Here is a 16,294-nt window from a genome sequence, read left to right as displayed (position 1 = left end):
GTACCACCCGCCCGACCCGTACCACCCGTTCAGCAAGGAGCAGGCAGTGAGCACCACGACCCCCCGGACCGGTAGCGCCGGTACCGCCCGTACCGCCCGTGCCGTCGCCCCCGTCGGCCCGGTCGGCCCGGTCGAGGCGGTGCGCCTCCCGGACCCCTACCCCTTCTACGCGCGCCTGGTGGCCGAGCGTCCCTTCGCCTACGACGAGACGCTCGGGGCCTGGGTCGCCGCCGACGCGGCCGCGGTGCGCGCGGTGTTGGGAGGCGACGCGCTGCGGGTGCGGCCGCCGGCCGAGCCGGTCCCCGCCGGGATCGTCGGGACCCCCGCCGGAGAGGTCTTCGGGGACCTGGTGCGCATGACGGACGGCCCGGTCGCGGCCCGCTTGAAGGCGGTGGTGGCCGAGGCGCTGGCCCGTGCCGACACCGCCCGCGCGGCCCGACTGGCGGCCCGGCACACCCGTGAGGTGCTGGCGGCGGGCGGCGAAGTCCCGTACGAGGAGCTGATGTTCGGGGTGCCGGCCCGGGTGGTCGCCGAACTCTGCGGTCTGACGCAGGGGGCCGGCCGGGAGGCGGCCCGCGCGATCGGCGACTTCGTCCAGTGCATTCCCGCCTCCGCGACCCCCGCCCAGCAGCGGGCCGCGGCCACGGCGGCGGCCCGGCTGCGCGAACTGCTCACCCCGCCCCTGAACGCGGCCTCCGCCACCCACGTGGCCGACCGGGGCGACGGCGCTCCCGCGTCCGGGTTGCTCGCCGAGCTGGTGGGCGCCGCCGACCGGCATTCCTGGCCGCACCTGGCGCCCCTGCTCTCCAACGCCGTCGGCTTCCTGTCCCAGACCTACGACGCCACCGCCGGCCTCATCGGCAACACCCTGGTCGCCCTCGCCCGGGGCGCCGCCGTGCCGGACACCCCGCGGGCCATCACGGCGCTCGTGCGCGAGGTGGTCCGCCACGACGCCCCGATCCAGAACACCCGTCGGTTCGCCGCCCGGTCCTTCGTCCACGCGGGCTCCGAAGTGGAGCCCGGACAGCAGGTGCTGGTGCTGCTCGCCGCCGCCAACCGGGACCCCGCGGTCAACCCGGACCCCGACGCCCTGTCGCCCGGCCGGGTGAATCCGGTGGTCTTCACCTTCGGTGCGGCGGCCCACCGCTGCCCGGGGGAGGAGCTCGCCGTGGCCCTCGCCGGCGCGGTCGTCACCGAGCTCCGCACGGCAGGCTTGAGCACCACCGCGACCCCCGCCTACCGCCCTCTGGCGAACGCCCGGATCCCGCTCCTCTAGCGCGCAGGTACTCCTCACCCGGGGACGACGTCACCCCCGCGACCGCGATCAGGCCGTGGGTCGGCCACCTCCATGCCTTCAGACAGGACAAACCGCAACATGTCGGACACAATTCACCTCTGGATGCGGCACGAGGCCCGCGTCACCGAACGCCGCGCCCCCCTCACCCCCGAAGACGCCGGCCGCCTGGTGGCCGAGGGCATCCGCATCACCGTCGAGGAGTCGGACCAGCGGGTGTTCCCGCTCGACGCCTACACCGCCGCCGGCTGCGCCACCGCCCCGACCGCCTCCTGGCACGAACAGGCCCCCGACGACGCGTACGTCCTCGGCCTCAAGGAACTCCCCGCCGGACCCGACGCGCCCGCCCTGCGCCACCGGCACATCTACTTCGGCCACGCCTACAAGGGCCAGGCCGGGGCCCGCGAGCTGCTCGCCCGCTTCACCGCGGGCGGCGGCGCCCTCCTCGACATGGAGTACCTCACCGACGGAGCGGGCCGCCGCGTGGCCGCGTTCGGCTACTGGGCCGGGTACGTCGGCGCCGCCCTCGCCGTCCTGCACCACCGCGGCGCCCTCACCACCCCGCTGCGCCCGACCGACCGGCCCGCCCTGGACGCCCTGCTCGCCTCCGGATCCACCGCCGACGACCCCACCACCGCCCTCGTGATCGGCGCGCTCGGCCGCAGCGGCCGCGGCGCCTGCGACGCGCTGACCACCGCCGGCCTGGAACCGACCCGCTGGGACCTGGCCGAGACCCGCGACCTCGACCGCGCCGCCCTCCTCGGCCACGACCTGATGGTCAACACCGTCCTGACCACCACGCCCGTAGCGCCGTTCCTGACCAAGGCCGACCTCGACGACCCCCGCCGCCGGCTGTCCCTCGTCTCCGACGTCACCTGCGACGTCACCTCCGACTGCAACGTCCTGCCCGTCTACGACGAGACCACCACCTGGACGGAACCCGTCCGCGCCCTGCGCGCCGGCGAGCGGCCCCTCGACCTGATCGCCATCGACAACCTGCCCTCGCTCCTGCCGGTCGAGGCCGCCACCGCCTTCTCCGCCGAACTCGCCCCGCAGCTCCTGCGCCTGACCGCCCCGGCGGACGACGTCTGGGAGCGCGCCCTGCACACCTACCGGACGGCCGTCGAAGCCCAGGAGGATCCCCTTGTCCGCTGACCACCCCGCGACCGCCGCGCCGACCGCGGCCGCGGCATCCGGCACCGTCCACTGGATAGGCACCGGCCTGTCCACCGGCCGCTCCGGCCTCTCCCTCGTCTGCGAACGCGCCCGGCGGGTGGTCCTGTGGGACCGCACCGTCGAGCGCGGCGCCGCCCGCCTCGCCGCACTCGGCCTGGCGGGCCGCGCCGAGGTCCGCGCGTTCACCCCGGCCGCCCTGGCGGCCGGGGTGGGCCCCGGCGACGTCCTCGTCTCGATGCTCCCGGCGACCGAACACGCCCCGCTGCTGCGCCTCGCCACCGACCGGGCCGCCCACTTCGCCTGCACCAGCTACGTCTCCCCGGAACTCGCCGAACTGGCCGCCGAGGCCGCCGCCCGTACCCGCACCGTCGTCCTCACCGAGGCCGGACTCGACCCGGGCATCGACCACCTGCTCGCCCACGACCTGGTCGCGCGGGGCCGCGCGGCCCTCGGCGAGATACCCGCGACCGCCGTGTTCACCTCCTACTGCGGAGGCGTACCGGCGGTCCCCAACCCCTTCCGCTACCGCTTCAGTTGGGCCCCCTACGGGGTCCTCGCCGCCCTCGGGTCCCCGGCCCGGCACATCGAGGCCGGCGCCGAGGCCACCGTCCCGCGCCCCTGGGAGGCCACCCGCTCCCTGACCCTGGCGGGCGAGGACTTCGAGGTCTACCCGAACCGCGACAGCCTCCCCTTCGTCGCCCAGTACGGCATACCGGACCACTGGCGGCTCGACACCTTCGTCCGCGGCACCCTGCGCAACGCCGGGTGGCACACCGCCTGGAAGGAGGTCTTCGACACCGTCTCCACCGGCGACCAGCGGGCCGTCCGCGCCCTTGCCGGCACGCTCGCCGCCCGGTACCCCACCACCCCCACCGACCGCGACCGCGTCGTGCTGTCCGTCGCACTCGAACTGCGCACCCCGGCGGGCCCGTCCTGGCGCGGCTCCCACCTGCTCGACCTGACCGGCGACGCCGAGGAATCCGCGATGGCCCGCTGCGTCTCCCTCCCCCTGGCCTACGGCGTCACCCGGATCCTCGCCGGCGCCCTCCCCGCCGGACTCAACCGCGCCGCCGCGCCCGAGGACACCGGCCGCTGGCTCGCCTTCCTCGGCGCCCACGGCCTGCGCGGCGCCCGCGAAGAAACCACCACCCCGTCAGGAGTCCCGGCATGACGCAGCCCTCCCACCTGCCCGAAGCCCCCGCCCTCCCGGAGGCGTTCATCCTCACCGGCGCCTTCCGGGTCGTCTGCCGCAACCCCCGCTACCTGGAGGAACTCGCCGCCCGCGGCCTGCGGATCCTGCTCATCACCCCCGACACGAACCGCGACGCCGTCCGCCGCGCCCGCAAGGACCCCGAGCACCCGGCCTCCCTGATCGACGAGATCGCCTACGTCGACGGCTCCCTCGACCTCGACGGCTCCTTCACCCCCGGCTTCGTCGCCGGGGCCCGCGCCTGGCGCGGCCGCTACACCGTCCGCGGCGCGTACGCCGTCGGCGAGACCCTCGTCGAGCAGACCGGCCTGCTGTGCGACGCCCTGGGCCTGCCCGGGCCGGGCCTGCGCGCCACCCGCGTGTGCCGCAGCAAGTACCTCCAGCGCTGGTACCTGGAGGAGTTCAGCCCCACCACCCTCGTCCTGCCGCCCGGCGGCCGCGAGGACGCCGACCTGTCCGCCCTGCACTACCCGGTCGTCGCCAAGCCCGCCACCCGGCACTCCAGTTCGGGCGTCGTCGCCGTCGCGGACGCCGCCGAACTGCGCGCGCTGCTGCCGCGGTACCCCGAGCACGAGACGCTGATGATCGAGGAGAAGGTGACCGGCCAGGAGTACTCGGTCGAGTCCCTCGTCCAGCACGGAGAGCCGCTCTTCACCTCGGTGACCCGCAAGGAGACCACCGAGTCCGGCGACCGGACCTTCGTCGAGCTCGCCCACTCCGTCCCCAACGCCGGCACCGGCGAGGACGCCGTCCTGCTGGCCGCCAACCGCCGGATGCTGGAGGTGCTCGGCTTCCGCGACGGGATCGCCCACGCCGAGTGGCGCATCGGCGAGGACGGCGAACCCCGCCTGATGGAGGTCGCCGCCCGCACCCCCGGGGACGGCCTCGTCGCCCTCTACCACCTCGCCACCGGGCAACCCCTGGAACCGGAGATCATCCGGATCGCCCTCGGCGAGGGCGCCGACTACCCGCCGCCGCGGCGCTTCACCCGCCAGGTCTACCTGGAACACGAGGCGGGCTGCCTCGCCGACGTCACCCTCGACTGGCCGGGCGTGCGCCCCCAGTGGGTCGGCGAGGCCGGCACCTGGCCCGACTGCGCGCCCGGCGAGCCGCAGGACGGGCCCGCGCTGCGCGCCCTGCTCGTCCTGAAGGAGGCCGGCGCCCGGCTCCAGCCGCTCGCCTGCTCCGACGACCGGGCGGTGACCTTCCTGATCGACGCGCCCACCCCGGAAGGGCTCGACGCACTGGAGCGGGCCGTCCGGGCCGCCGTCACCGTCGTCGTCGACCCGGAGGACCCCGATGAGCACTGACGTCCGGCCCGTCGAAGCGGAACGGGAAGCCGCCCCGCCCGCCCCGGCCCCCGGGGTGTGGACCACCTTCAAGGAGGCCCCGAGCGCGGTGAAGACCGTACTGGCCGGGGTGCTCGTCAACCGGCTCGGCGGCTTCCTGCACGTCTTCCTCGTCCTCTTCCTCACCGCCGAGGGCCACTCCAAGGGCCGCACCGTCATCGCGCTGGGCGTCTACGGGGCGGGCGCCGTCGCCGGCTCGCTCGTCGGCGGCACCCTCGCCGACCGGCTCGGCATCCGCGGCGCCACCGTCCTGTCGATGAGCAGCACCGCCCTGCTCACCGCCGCCCTGCTCTACCTGCCCGGGTTCCTGCCGCTGCTGGTCGCGATCGCCCTCGTCAGCCTGGGCGCCCAACTGTTCCGGCCGGCGTCGGCGACCCTCCTCGCCGAACAGACCGACGGCGACCGACAGATCATGATCTTCGCGATGTACCGCTTCGGCCTCAACGTCGGAGCGACCGCCGCGCCCCTGCTCGGCTACGCGCTCTACCACGCGGGCGGGAGGACCTACACGCTGCTGTTCTGGGGCGAGGCCGCCCTCGCCCTGGCCTTCGCGCTGGTCGCCCGCGCCACCCTGCCCGCCCGGACGCGGCCGGCACCCGGCGCCGTACGGCCGCAGGCACCCGTACGGACCGGCGGCTACGGCGCGGTCCTGCGCGACCGCCGCTACCTGCTCTACCTCGTCGCGGCCTTCTTCCACTCCGCCGTCTACATGCAGTACCTGTCCACCCTCCCCCTCTACATGGAGGAGGCCCGGCTGGCGCTGTTCTGGTACACCTTCGCGGTCGCGCTCAACGGCGTCATCGTCATCGCCTTCGAGCTGCTGGTCACCAAGGTCTCGCAGCGCTGGCCCCTGAAGATCACGATCGGCCTGGGCTTCGCCCTCGTCGGCGCCGGCGTCGCCTGCTACGGACTGCCGATCGGACCGGCGGCCATCGTCATCGGCACGCTCGTCTGGTCCCTGGGCGAGATCCTCGGCGGCCCCGCCGTCTTCGCCTACCCGGCCAACGCCGGGCCCGAGGCCCTGCGCTCCCGCTACATCGGCAGCTTCCAGTTCGTCTTCGGCCTGGGCTCCGCCCTCGGGCCGATGGCCGGCACCTGGCTCTTCCTCCAGTTCGGCTCGCTGGTCTGGCCGCTGGTCGGCGCCGCCTCCCTGCTCGCCACCCTGTTCGGCCTGATCGCCGTCCGCACCCGCCCCGCCTAGGCGGTGTCCGCCACCGTCCCCGCTCCCCCTCCTGCTGATCACCGATTCGAACGAGAGGTTCCGACCATGGGGCACGAGAGCTTCCGGCCCGGCACCAGGCACGTCCGTTGCCTGGGCGTCGGCGTGGGCCCGGCCAACCTCAGTCTGGCGTCGCTGCTGCACAGCATGCCGGACGTACCCAATCTCTTCCTCGACCGCAAGGAGTCCTTCGGCTGGCACGACGGCCAGCAGATCCCGGGCACCACGCTCCAGGTCTCCCAGTTCAAGGACCTGGTCAGCCTCGCCGACCCGGCCAGCCCCTTCTCGTTCCTGGCGTACCTGCACGCCAAGGGCCGCGTCTACCACTTCCTCAACGCCCAGTTCGACGACGTACCGAGGCTGGAGTTCCGCAACTACCTGGCGTGGGCCAGCCGCCGCAACGAGAACGTCGTCTTCGGCGAGGGCGTGCGCGAGGTCGACTTCGACGACGACCGCGGCGTGTTCACGGTCCACACCGACCGCCGCACCGTCACCGCGGACAACGTCGTCGTCGGCGTCGGCAGCCGGCCCTGGGTGCCGCCGCAGGGGGAGGGCCTCCTCGGCCCCACCCAGTTCCACGTCGCCGACTACCTGGGCGCGGCCCGCGACGTCGGCGGCAAGAGGGTCGTCGTCATCGGCGGCGGCCAGTCCGGCGCCGAGGCCTTCCTCGACCTGATCTCCCGCAGCGGTTGGGAGCTGCCCCGCCGCGTCTCGTGGATCTCCCGGCGGCCGAACTACTTCCCCATCGACGACTCGCCCTTCACCAACGACTACTACATGCCCAGCCACGCCGACTACTTCTACGGACTGCCCCGCGAACGCCGTCAGTCGCTGAACACCCGCAACCTCCTGACCAGCGACGGCATCTCCGAGTCCACCCTCCGGGAGATCTACCAGACCATCTACGTCCACCGGTTCGTCGAGGGCAACGAGGACCTGGTCGCCCTGCACCCGGGCCGCGACGTCTTCGACGTCGGCCGCGGCCCGTTCGGCGGCTGGGAGGTCTGCGCCCGCCACACCGGCGAGCCCGACTCCGTCGAGAAGTTCGAGGCGGACATCGTCGTCTGGGCGACCGGCTACCGGCCCGCCACCATGGACTTCCTCGCCCCCGTCGCCGACCGCCTGGAGCGCGAGGGCGACGAACTGCGCGTCGACGAGGACTACGCCGTCCGCTGGGACGGCCCCGCCGACCGCCGGATCTTCGTCCAGAACGGCGTCCGCGGCCAGCGGGGTCTCGCCGACCCCAACCTCAGCCTCAACGCCTGGCGCAGCCGGCGCATCGCCGACCGGCTGTGCGGCGTACGCGGCGACGAGCAACTGTCCTCCTTCATCGAGTGGTCGTCGAAGGCCCCCCAGGACGAACGGTGGAGCGCCTGATGCCGGCCGACCGCACCGACGCCCCCGGCATACCCACCGGGTCCGCCGCGTCCGCCGTCTCCGGCGGGGGCGCCGGCGGGCCCGCCCGGGCCCGTACCGACGTGGCCGTCGTCGGCGCCGGGATACTCGGCGTCCTCATCGCCCGCGAGGTACTCGCCCGGGACCCCCGCGCCACCGTCACCGTCCTCGACCGCGACATGACCGGCTGCGGCGCCACCCGCCGCTCCGCCGGACTGCACTTCCCGCGCGGCGCGAACGAAACCGTCCGCGCGCTGGCCGCCGAGAGCCAACGCTTCTACGAGGACCTCCGCACGGCCCGCCCCGACCTGCCCATCCACCCGCTCGGGATGACGGTGCTCGCACCGGAGCAGGCCGAGGAACAGCTGCGCGAGGTCTACCTCCCCGAGGCCAAGCTCCGCTGGACCGCCGACCTGCCGGCCGCCGTCCCCGCCCTGCCCCGGGGCCACGGCGCCTGGGAGGGCGACGGCTGCCAGTACGCCGACGTCCACGCCCTGACCCAAGGCCTCGCCGCCGAACTGCGCCCGGCCGTGGCCTTCCGGGAGGGCGTCGAGGTCACCGCCCTCGCCTCCGGCCCCGGCGGCACCCGCCTGACCCTCACCGGCGGCGCCACCCTCGACGCCGGCCACGTCGTCCTCGCCCCGGGGCCCTGGCTCGCCGCGCCCGCCTGGCGGGAACTCGTCGCGCCGCTCGGTGCCCGCGTCAAGAAGATCGTCGCCCTGCACATCGAGGTGCCCTGCGCCCCCGACGACCGGGCCGTCGTCCTGCACACCGAGGACGCCTTCCTGCTGCCCCTGCACCACCGGGGCCACTGGCTGTTCAGCTACACCTGCCAGGAGTGGGACGTCGACCCCGACACCGTCGACCCCTCCCTCACCGACGGCCACCTGCGCGAGGCCCGCGCCCTGCTCACCCGCTACGCCCCGGGCCTGGCCGCCCACTGCCGGTCGGGCCGGGTCTTCTGCGACGCGTACGGGGCCGGCGGCACCCCGGTCGTCACCCCGCTCGACCCCTACGGCCGGCTCCTGTTCGCGGGCGCGGCCGGCGGCTCCGGCTACCGCCTCGCCCCGGCGCTCGCCGCCCGCGCCGCCGACCTGATCCCGTCCCTGCCGTCCCCCTCCTCCCTTCCGTCCCTTCCGTCCCTCCCGGTCCCGCGAAAGGCCACGACATGATCATCGCCAGTTATGACGCCGACGTCCTGGAGCAGGCGTTCGGCATCGACATGAGCGGTGTGGAGGGCCTCGGCACACCCGCCGGTTGGGGCCGCATCGCACCCGGCCGGGCCACCGACCACCACCGCCACGACGAGACCGAACTGTTCGTGATCACCGCCGGGCGGGGCGAGTTCGTCATCGACGGCGAACGCCACCCCGCCGCCCCCGGCACCGTCGTCCTCTTCGAACCGTTCGAGTCCCACGTCCTGGAGAACACCGGCGGCCCCGACGCCGGCGACCTCGTCTTCTTCACCCAGTACTGGCGCGACGCCGAACGGGCCGCGACCTCCGCGGCGAACCCCGCCCGCAAGGGCTTCGGCGACCGGCCCGTCTTCGTCTTCTCCACCCCGCCCACCCCCAACGGCGACCTGCACCTCGGCCACCTCGGCGGCCCCTACCTCGGCGCCGACGCCTTCACCCGCTACCAGCGCATGAACGGCGCCGAGGCCTACCACCTCACCGGCAGCGACGACTACCAGAGCTACGTCCTCGGCGCCGCCCGCGCCGACGGCCGCACCCCCGCCGAGACCGCCGCGCACTACAGCGCCGAGATCGCCGAAACCCTGCGGCTGATGGACATACCCCTCGACCAGTACACGGTCACCGACCAGGACCCCGGCTACCGCGAGGGCCTGCGGGACTTCTTCGGCCGCGTCGTCGCCTCCGGCGAGGTCACCGTCACCGAACAGGACGCCCTGCACGACGCCACGACCGGCCAGTACCTCTACGAGTCCGACGTCAAGGGCGGCTGCCCCGGCTGCGGCAACCCCACCAACGGGAACATCTGCGAGGAATGCGGCGAACCCAACACCGTCACCGACCTCACCGACCCGCGCTCCACCGTCTCCGCCGCCGCGCCCCGCACCGCCCCGGCCGCCCGCTGGACCCTGCCCCTGCACACCTTCGCCACCGAGGTCCGCGCCCACCACCGCACCGGCCGCGTCCCCGCCCGGCTCCGCGAACTCGCCGACCGCCTCTTCCGCCGCCCCCGCGTGGACATCCCCCTCACCCACCCCTCGACCTGGGGCGTGGAACCCCGCGAGGGGGACACCGAGGGCCAGGTCATCTGGGTCTGGCCCGAGATGAGCTACGGGTTCCTGCACGGCATCCAGTCCCTGGGCGCCCGCCTCGGCCGGCCCTGGCGCGCCGCCGACCCCGAACGCGACTGGAAGATCGTCCACTTCTTCGGCTACGACAACAGCTTCTACCACTCGGTGCTCTACCCGGTGCTCTACCAGCTCGCCTTCCCCGGCTGGAACCCCGACATCGACTACCACGTCAACGAGTTCTACCTCCTCGAAGGCGCCAAGTTCTCCACCAGCCGCCGGCACGCCATCTGGGGCAAGGACGTCCTCGGCCCCGACACCGTCGACGCCGTCCGCTACTTCCTCGCCGCCACCCGCCCCGAGGGCCTGCGCACCGACTACACGCGCACCGCCTACGAGGCCACCCTGAACGACACCCTCATCGGCACCTGGCAGCACTGGCTGACCGACCTCGGAGCCCGCGTCGCCAAGCACCACGCCGGCCGCGCCCCCGACGCCGGCAACTGGACGCCCGAGCACTCCGCGTTCCTCGCCCGGCTCGGGACCCGCCTCTCCGCCGTCACCGCGGCCCTGGAGAACGACGCCTTCTCCCTCAACCAGGCCGCCGCCGAACTCGACGGCATCGTCCGCGACACCGTCCGCTTCGGCCGCGCCGAAGGCCTCCTCACCGACACCCCGGGATGGGAGGCGGAGAACCGCACCGCCATCGCCCTCGAACTGGCGGCCGCCCGCCTCCTCGCGCACGCCGCCGCCCCCGTCATGCCCCGCTTCGCCGCCCGGCTGGCCGCCGCCCTCGGCCGGGACACCCCGAGCGAGTGGCCCCGTACCGTCGAACTCCTCACCCCCGGCAGCGCCGTCGCCCTCGCCGACGCCGTGTTCTTCCGGCCGTCGCCCGACGCCGCACCGGACGCCGCACCGGACGCCGAACCCGCCCTGACGCCCTGGCTCACCCAGGTCGCCCGCACCGTCCTGCGGCTCGGCGACGACGAGCCGATCGCCGACCGCACCCTGACCCAGCTCGCCGCCGGCTCCCTCCAGGCCGTCACCGTCCAGTACCAGATCCTCGACGCCCTCGACGTCGACCTGTCCATGGACGAACTCCTGCACGGCGGCACCCTCGCCGAACTGGCCGCCGTCATCGCCGAACGCGCCGAACCCGCCGCCGTCGCCGCCCTGACCTCGGGAGAGCCCCGATGAACCACCTCCAGCTGCTGCGCGAAATGGGCCGCCGCGGGCTGTCCGTCACCCTCACCGACGGCGACCTGCGCCTCCAGGGCAACCGCGACCGGATGGACCCCGAGTTCATCTCCCGCGTCAAGGCCGCCAAGCCCGCCCTCGTCGCCCACCTCGCCCGCGAGGCCGAACACGGCCCCGGCTTCCCCCTCACCCCCCTCCAGCGCGGCTACTACGCCGGCCGCAGCGGAGTCTTCGAGATCGGGGACGTCGCCAGCCACGTCTTCCACGAGATCGAGGGCCACTGGGACGTCGACCGGCTGCAGAGCGCCCTGGGCACCGTCGTCGCCGCGCACAGCGCCCTGCGCTCGCGCTTCCTGTCCCCCGACCGCCAGGTCACCGAACACGGCGAGCACACACCCCGCATCGGCGTCCTCGACCTGCGCGCCCACGACCCCCGCCAGCAGGAACTCATCCGCACCGAACTCCGCGAGATGCGCTCCCACCAGGTACTGCCCGCCGACCAGGCCCCGCTGCTCACCGCCGACGTCACCCTCCTCGCCGACGACAGGATGGTCCTGCACGTCGGCCACGACGGCCTCGTGATGGACGGGATCAGCATGTTCCTGTTCTTCCGGGCCTGGTGGCACGCCTACCGCAGCCCCACCGCCGAAGCGCCGGAGGAACTCCCCTTCGAGGACTACGTCGCCGCCCTGGAGACCGCCCGCGACCGGGCCCCCGCCCGCCGCTCCCGCGACTACTGGACGGCCCGCGCCGACGACCTCGCCCCCCACCCCGACCTGCCGCTGCGCGCCGCCCCCGCCGCCCTGTCCGGCTCGCGGTTCACCCAACGCGCCGTCCGGCTGGACCGTACGGCCTGGACCGCGCTCAAGGACCGGGCCGCCGAGGCCGGGCTGACCCCGTCCGCCCTGCTGCTCGCCGCGTACGCCGAAACCCTCGCCACCTGGGGCGCCGGCGAGCGGTTCACCCTCACCACCACCGTCGCCAACCGGCCGCCGATCCACCCCCGGATCTTCGAGGCCATCGGACCGTTCTCCGACACCCTCCTCGTCGAGGCCGCCACCGACCGGACCCTGACCTTCGCCGAACGCGCCCGCGCCCTCCAGCGGCAGCTGCACACCGACATGGACCACCGCCACTTCTCCGGCATCGAGGTCCTCAAGGAACTCGCCCGCCGCCGCGGCGGACTGGCCGGCGCCCGCATGCCGTACACCTTCAACAGCGCCATCGGCCACGTCAGCAGCGAGGTCGACGGGTCGACCCTGGAACTCTTCGGCAAGGAGGTCTTCTCCGTCAGCCAGACCCCCCAGGTGTGGCTGAACGCCTTCGCCATGGAGCAGCACGGCGGGCTCGTCGTCCAACTCGACGGCCTCGACGAACTGTTCTGCGAGGGCCTCCTCGACGACCTGGCGCACGGCTACACCACCCTCCTCGAAACCCTCGTCGACGCGCGGGCCTGGCAGCGCCACGGCTTCGACCTGCTGCCGCCCGCGCAACGCGCCCGCCGGCTCGCCGCGAACGACACGGCCGTCGCCCTGCCCGACGAGATGCTCGGCGACGCCATCGTGACGCGGGCCGCCCGCACCCCCGGGGCGCCCGCGATCCTCACCGCCGACCGGACCGTCGGCTACGGCGAACTCCTGCACCGGGCCGCCACCGCCGCCGGCTGGCTGCGTGCCCACGGCGTCGGCCGCGGCGAACTCGTCGGCCTCGTCATGCGGCGCGGACCCGAGCAGATCATCGGCATCCTCGCGACCGTCCTCGCCGGAGCCGCGTACCTGCCCGTCGACGCGGGCCTGCCCGCCGCCCGCCAGGAGTACATGCTCGCCGACGGCCGAGTACGGTGCGTGCTCACCGACACCGCCCCGCCCGACACCGGACCCCTCGCCGCCCTGGCCACCCTCGATCTCACCGGACCCGCCTCCGGCCGCGCCGAGGTCCCCGACCGGCTGCCGGGCTCCCACCCCGACGACCTCGCGTACGTCCTCTACACCTCCGGCACCACCGGAGCCCCCAAGGGCGTGATGGTCACCCACCGCAACGTCGCCAACGTCGTCGCCGACTGCCACACCCGCTTCCGCATCACCCCCGGCGACCGGTTCTTCGCCATCAGCGCCTTCAACTTCGACCTGTCCGTCTGGGACGTCTTCGGAGCGCTGTCGGCGGGCGCGGCCCTCGTCATGCCCGACCACGACAAGGCCGTCGACACCGCGCACTGGCTCGACCTGTGCCGCCTGCACGGGGTCACCGTGTGGAACTCCGTCCCCGCCATCGCCGGACTGCTCCACGACCAGGCCCGCACCGACGGCGCGGCGCCGCCCGCCCTGCGCCTCGTCATGATGAGCGGCGACCGCATCCCGCCCGAACTGCCCGCCGCCCTGCGCACGATGACGCCCGGCCTGGAGGTGGTCTCCCTCGGCGGCCCCACCGAGACGACCATCTGGAACATCCTGCACCCCGTCGGCGAGGACGAGGACGGCAGCGAGTCCATCCCGTACGGGCGGCCCAACGCCAACAACCGCGCCTACGTCCTCGACCGGGACGGCCTCGACGCCCCCGACTGGGTCACCGGGGAGATCGTCGCCGCCGGCACCGGTCTCGCCCGCGGCTACTGGGGCGACGAACAGCGCACCGCCGAAAGGTTCTTCACCGACCCGGTGCGCGGCGAACGCCTCTACCGCACCGGCGACCTCGGCCGGTACCTGCCCGACGGGAACATCCAGATCCTCGGCCGCAGCGACTTCCAGATCAAGATCAACGGCTATCGCATCGAGGCCGGCGAGGTCGAGACCCGGCTCGCCGCCCTGGCCGAGGTCACCCGGGCCGTCGTCGCCGCCCACGGCAACCGCCTCGTCGCCCACCTCGTCCCCGCCGGCTCCCACCGCCCGCACCTCACCGAAGTCCGCCGCGCGTTGCGCGCCGACCTGCCGGACTACATGCTCCCGGCGGCGGTCATCTGGCACGGCTCGCTCCCGCTCACCAAGAACGGCAAGGTCGACCGTACGAAGCTGGTCGCGCTCGGCGCCGAGGACCCGGCGGCCCCCGCCCCGCAGGCGGGCGGCAGCGCCCCCGCCACCCAGGCCGAGAAGATCCTCTGCGACATCTGGTCCACCGTCCTGCGGCGTCCCGACGTCGGGGCCCTCGACACCCTCGCCTCCCTCGGCGGTGACTCCATCGCGGCGGCCCGGATCCTGACCGCGGCCCGCAAACGGTTCGGCGTCACCCTGACCCTCGACCGGTTCGCCGAGGTCGACACCGTCCGCGCCATGGCCGCCGTCCTGCGCCCGGAGGTGCCCCGATGACCGGCGCGGCGTCCTCACCGGCGCCCGTACGCCCCGCGCCCGGCGGCGGGCCGGCCTCCGGGCCCGACACGATCCGGCGGATCGTCACCGGCCCGCCGGCCGCCGGCAGCATCTCCGTCGCCCGCCTCGACGGCACCCGCACCATCGCACTGCGGGAGCTGTACGAGCGCTCCGGCCGCCTCGCCCACCACCTGCGCGACGCCCACGGCATCGGCCCCGGCGACCGCATCGGGATCCTCGCCGCGAACAGCCTGGAGTGGGTCCTCCTCGACCTGGCCGCGCTGCGCCTCGGGGCGCAGACGGCCGGCCTGGAGCCCGGCAAGTTCACCCCGTCCGCCGAACTGATGGACCGCTACGGCCTGCGCCTGCTGTACACCGACCGGGCCGCCGACGAGACCGCCGACGAGACCGCCGACCGGCCCGACCACGGCTGCGCCGAGTGGCCGGCCGGCGTCCTCGGCACCGGCGCGATCCTCGACCTGACCGAGCCGGACGGCGCCCCCGACCGGCCCCTGCCCCCCGTCCACTGGGGGTTCCAGGACGTCACCACCATCAAGTTCACCTCCGGCAGCACCGGCGTGCCCAAAGGGCTCGGCGCCACCGCCGGCAGCATCGACAGCTCCCTCACCGCCGTCCAGGAGATCTTCGCGCACGGCCCCGGCGACGACCTGTTCGTCTTCCTCCCGCTCTCCCTGCTCCAACAGCGCTACTGGGTGTACTCCGCGCTGCTCCACGGCCACGACGTCACCCTCACCACCTACGAGGCCGCCTTCGCCACCCTGCGCCGCGTCCGCCCCACCGTCGTCATGGGCGTACCCGCCTTCTACGAGAGCGCCCGCAGGCAGATCGAGGGCCGGCTGCGCCGATCCGCCGGCCAGGACCCGCGGCAGGCCGCCCGCGCCCTGTTCGGCGACCGGATCCGCTACCTGTGGACCGGCTCCGCCCCCGCCTCCCCGGCCGTGCTCCGCTTCTTCGCCGACGTCGGCCTGCCCCTCTTCGAGGGCTACGGCCTCAACGAGACCTGCATCGTCACCAAGAACCACCCCGGCGCCCACCGCGAGGGCAGCGTCGGCCGGGTGGTGCGCGGCAAGGAGGTGCTGATCGGCGAGGACGGCGTCATCAGCGTCCGCAGCACCCACCCGGTCAACAACCACTACGCGTACGCCCGCCCCGGTGACTCGGAGAAGGTGTTCGACACCGACGGAACGGTCCGCACCGGCGACCTCGGTCACCTCGACGAGGACGGCTACCTGTTCGTGCGGGGCCGCGCCGACGACGTCATCGTCCTCGACAACGGCAAGAAGGTCATCGTCCGGCCCATCGAGGAACTGATGCGGGCCGACCCGGCCGTCGCCGAATGCGTCCTGTTCAGCCCCACCCAGACCGACCTCGTCGCCGTCGTGTCCCCGGCCGCGCTGCCCGCCGACCGCGCCGCCATCGCCGCCCGGCTCGCCGCCGTCAACGCCGCCACCGGCGCCGACGAGCGGATCAGCCGTGTCCTCGTCGCCGATCCGCCGTTCAGCATCGACAACGGCCTGCTGACCTCCCAGTACAAGCCCAAACGGCCCGCCATCGCGGCCGCCCACCACATCCCGCTGCACGACCAGGAGGCCGGAATCCATGCCTGACACCCAGCTCGTAGAAGAAGCCGCCCGCGCCCAGCTCTCCCTCGTCCTGATCCCCGAGGTCGAGCCCGAGGACCTCGACCTCGACGCCGACATGGTCGCCGCCTACGGCCTGACCTCCCTCAACAAGGTCCTCTTCCTCACCGAGGTGTGCGAGGAGACCGAAGTGGACCTCGCCCACTTCACCGAGCACGACCTCGCCGTCATGCGTACGCTGCGCGACGTCACCGACGCCCTCACCCGCCACCACGCCACCACCGGAGCCTGAAT

The 16,294-nt window shown here is 74.1% G+C and carries 11 protein-coding genes; all 11 read left to right on the top strand.

Going from position 1 to position 16,294, the window contains the following annotated elements; translation table 11 throughout:
• The first annotated feature begins 46 nt into the window (after positions 1–46).
• The 11 genes from NOD94_RS21210 to NOD94_RS21160 all read left to right on the top strand — a co-directional run bounded on the left by NOD94_RS21210 (position 47) and on the right by NOD94_RS21160 (position 16,292).
• A complete protein-coding gene (locus NOD94_RS21210) occupies positions 47–1,276 on the top strand; it encodes a cytochrome P450 (protein WP_281207594.1) in 1,230 nt (409 codons plus the stop codon).
• 99 nt (positions 1,277–1,375) lie between these two features.
• On the top strand, positions 1,376–2,449 hold the full coding sequence (locus NOD94_RS21205) for a saccharopine dehydrogenase (RefSeq protein ID WP_281207593.1): 1,074 nt from the start codon (positions 1,376–1,378) through the stop codon (positions 2,447–2,449).
• Positions 2,439–3,641: a saccharopine dehydrogenase C-terminal domain-containing protein gene (locus NOD94_RS21200; protein ID WP_281207592.1), complete on the top strand. Its 1,203-nt coding sequence runs from the start codon at positions 2,439–2,441 to the stop codon at positions 3,639–3,641. Before NOD94_RS21205 ends, NOD94_RS21200 begins: the two co-directional genes overlap by 11 nt.
• Positions 3,638–4,990, top strand: coding sequence for an ATP-grasp domain-containing protein (locus NOD94_RS21195; protein WP_281207591.1), 1,353 nt, complete (start codon positions 3,638–3,640; stop codon positions 4,988–4,990). Before NOD94_RS21200 ends, NOD94_RS21195 begins: the two co-directional genes overlap by 4 nt.
• Positions 4,980–6,230 (top strand): MFS transporter, encoded by a 1,251-nt coding sequence (locus tag NOD94_RS21190; protein ID WP_281207590.1) that lies wholly within the window; start codon positions 4,980–4,982, stop codon positions 6,228–6,230. The genes NOD94_RS21195 and NOD94_RS21190 overlap by 11 nt, the downstream gene beginning before the upstream one ends.
• 66 nt (positions 6,231–6,296) lie before the next feature.
• Positions 6,297–7,625 carry a SidA/IucD/PvdA family monooxygenase gene (locus NOD94_RS21185; RefSeq protein ID WP_281207589.1) on the top strand — a complete coding sequence of 443 codons (1,329 nt, stop codon included), beginning with the start codon at positions 6,297–6,299 and terminating at the stop codon, positions 7,623–7,625.
• Positions 7,625–8,815, top strand: coding sequence for an FAD-dependent oxidoreductase (locus tag NOD94_RS21180; RefSeq protein WP_281207588.1), 1,191 nt, complete (start codon positions 7,625–7,627; stop codon positions 8,813–8,815). Before NOD94_RS21185 ends, NOD94_RS21180 begins: the two co-directional genes overlap by 1 nt.
• Positions 8,812–11,100: a class I tRNA ligase family protein gene (locus NOD94_RS21175; protein ID WP_281207587.1), complete on the top strand. Its 2,289-nt coding sequence runs from the start codon at positions 8,812–8,814 to the stop codon at positions 11,098–11,100. Before NOD94_RS21180 ends, NOD94_RS21175 begins: the two co-directional genes overlap by 4 nt.
• Positions 11,097–14,399 (top strand): amino acid adenylation domain-containing protein, encoded by a 3,303-nt coding sequence (locus NOD94_RS21170; protein ID WP_281207586.1) that lies wholly within the window; start codon positions 11,097–11,099, stop codon positions 14,397–14,399. The genes NOD94_RS21175 and NOD94_RS21170 overlap by 4 nt, the downstream gene beginning before the upstream one ends.
• Positions 14,396–16,027 carry an AMP-binding protein gene (locus tag NOD94_RS21165; protein WP_281207585.1) on the top strand — a complete coding sequence of 544 codons (1,632 nt, stop codon included), beginning with the start codon at positions 14,396–14,398 and terminating at the stop codon, positions 16,025–16,027. Before NOD94_RS21170 ends, NOD94_RS21165 begins: the two co-directional genes overlap by 4 nt.
• Positions 16,020–16,292 carry an acyl carrier protein gene (locus NOD94_RS21160; protein WP_281207584.1) on the top strand — a complete coding sequence of 91 codons (273 nt, stop codon included), beginning with the start codon at positions 16,020–16,022 and terminating at the stop codon, positions 16,290–16,292. Before NOD94_RS21165 ends, NOD94_RS21160 begins: the two co-directional genes overlap by 8 nt.
• The last annotated feature ends 2 nt before the right edge of the window (positions 16,293–16,294 follow it).

Origin of the sequence: Streptomyces sp. Isolate_45 (assembly GCF_024721315.2) — a bacterium.
Taxonomy (GTDB): domain Bacteria; phylum Actinomycetota; class Actinomycetes; order Streptomycetales; family Streptomycetaceae; genus Streptomyces.
This window is presented reverse-complemented; position numbering and strand designations above follow the sequence as displayed.

Excerpts from the sequence above, each read along its gene's own strand:
- NOD94_RS21205 (WP_281207593.1), top strand. The coding sequence starts at position 1,376 with ATGTCGGACACAATTCACCTCTGGATGCGGCACGAGGCCCGCGTCACC.
- NOD94_RS21195 (WP_281207591.1), top strand. The coding sequence starts at position 3,638 with ATGACGCAGCCCTCCCACCTGCCCGAAGCCCCCGCCCTCCCGGAGGCG.
- NOD94_RS21190 (WP_281207590.1), top strand. The coding sequence starts at position 4,980 with ATGAGCACTGACGTCCGGCCCGTCGAAGCGGAACGGGAAGCCGCCCCG.
- NOD94_RS21185 (WP_281207589.1), top strand. The coding sequence starts at position 6,297 with ATGGGGCACGAGAGCTTCCGGCCCGGCACCAGGCACGTCCGTTGCCTG.
- NOD94_RS21180 (WP_281207588.1), top strand. The coding sequence starts at position 7,625 with ATGCCGGCCGACCGCACCGACGCCCCCGGCATACCCACCGGGTCCGCC.
- NOD94_RS21175 (WP_281207587.1), top strand. The coding sequence starts at position 8,812 with ATGATCATCGCCAGTTATGACGCCGACGTCCTGGAGCAGGCGTTCGGC.
- NOD94_RS21170 (WP_281207586.1), top strand. The coding sequence starts at position 11,097 with ATGAACCACCTCCAGCTGCTGCGCGAAATGGGCCGCCGCGGGCTGTCC.
- NOD94_RS21165 (WP_281207585.1), top strand. The coding sequence starts at position 14,396 with ATGACCGGCGCGGCGTCCTCACCGGCGCCCGTACGCCCCGCGCCCGGC.
- NOD94_RS21160 (WP_281207584.1), top strand. The coding sequence starts at position 16,020 with ATGCCTGACACCCAGCTCGTAGAAGAAGCCGCCCGCGCCCAGCTCTCC.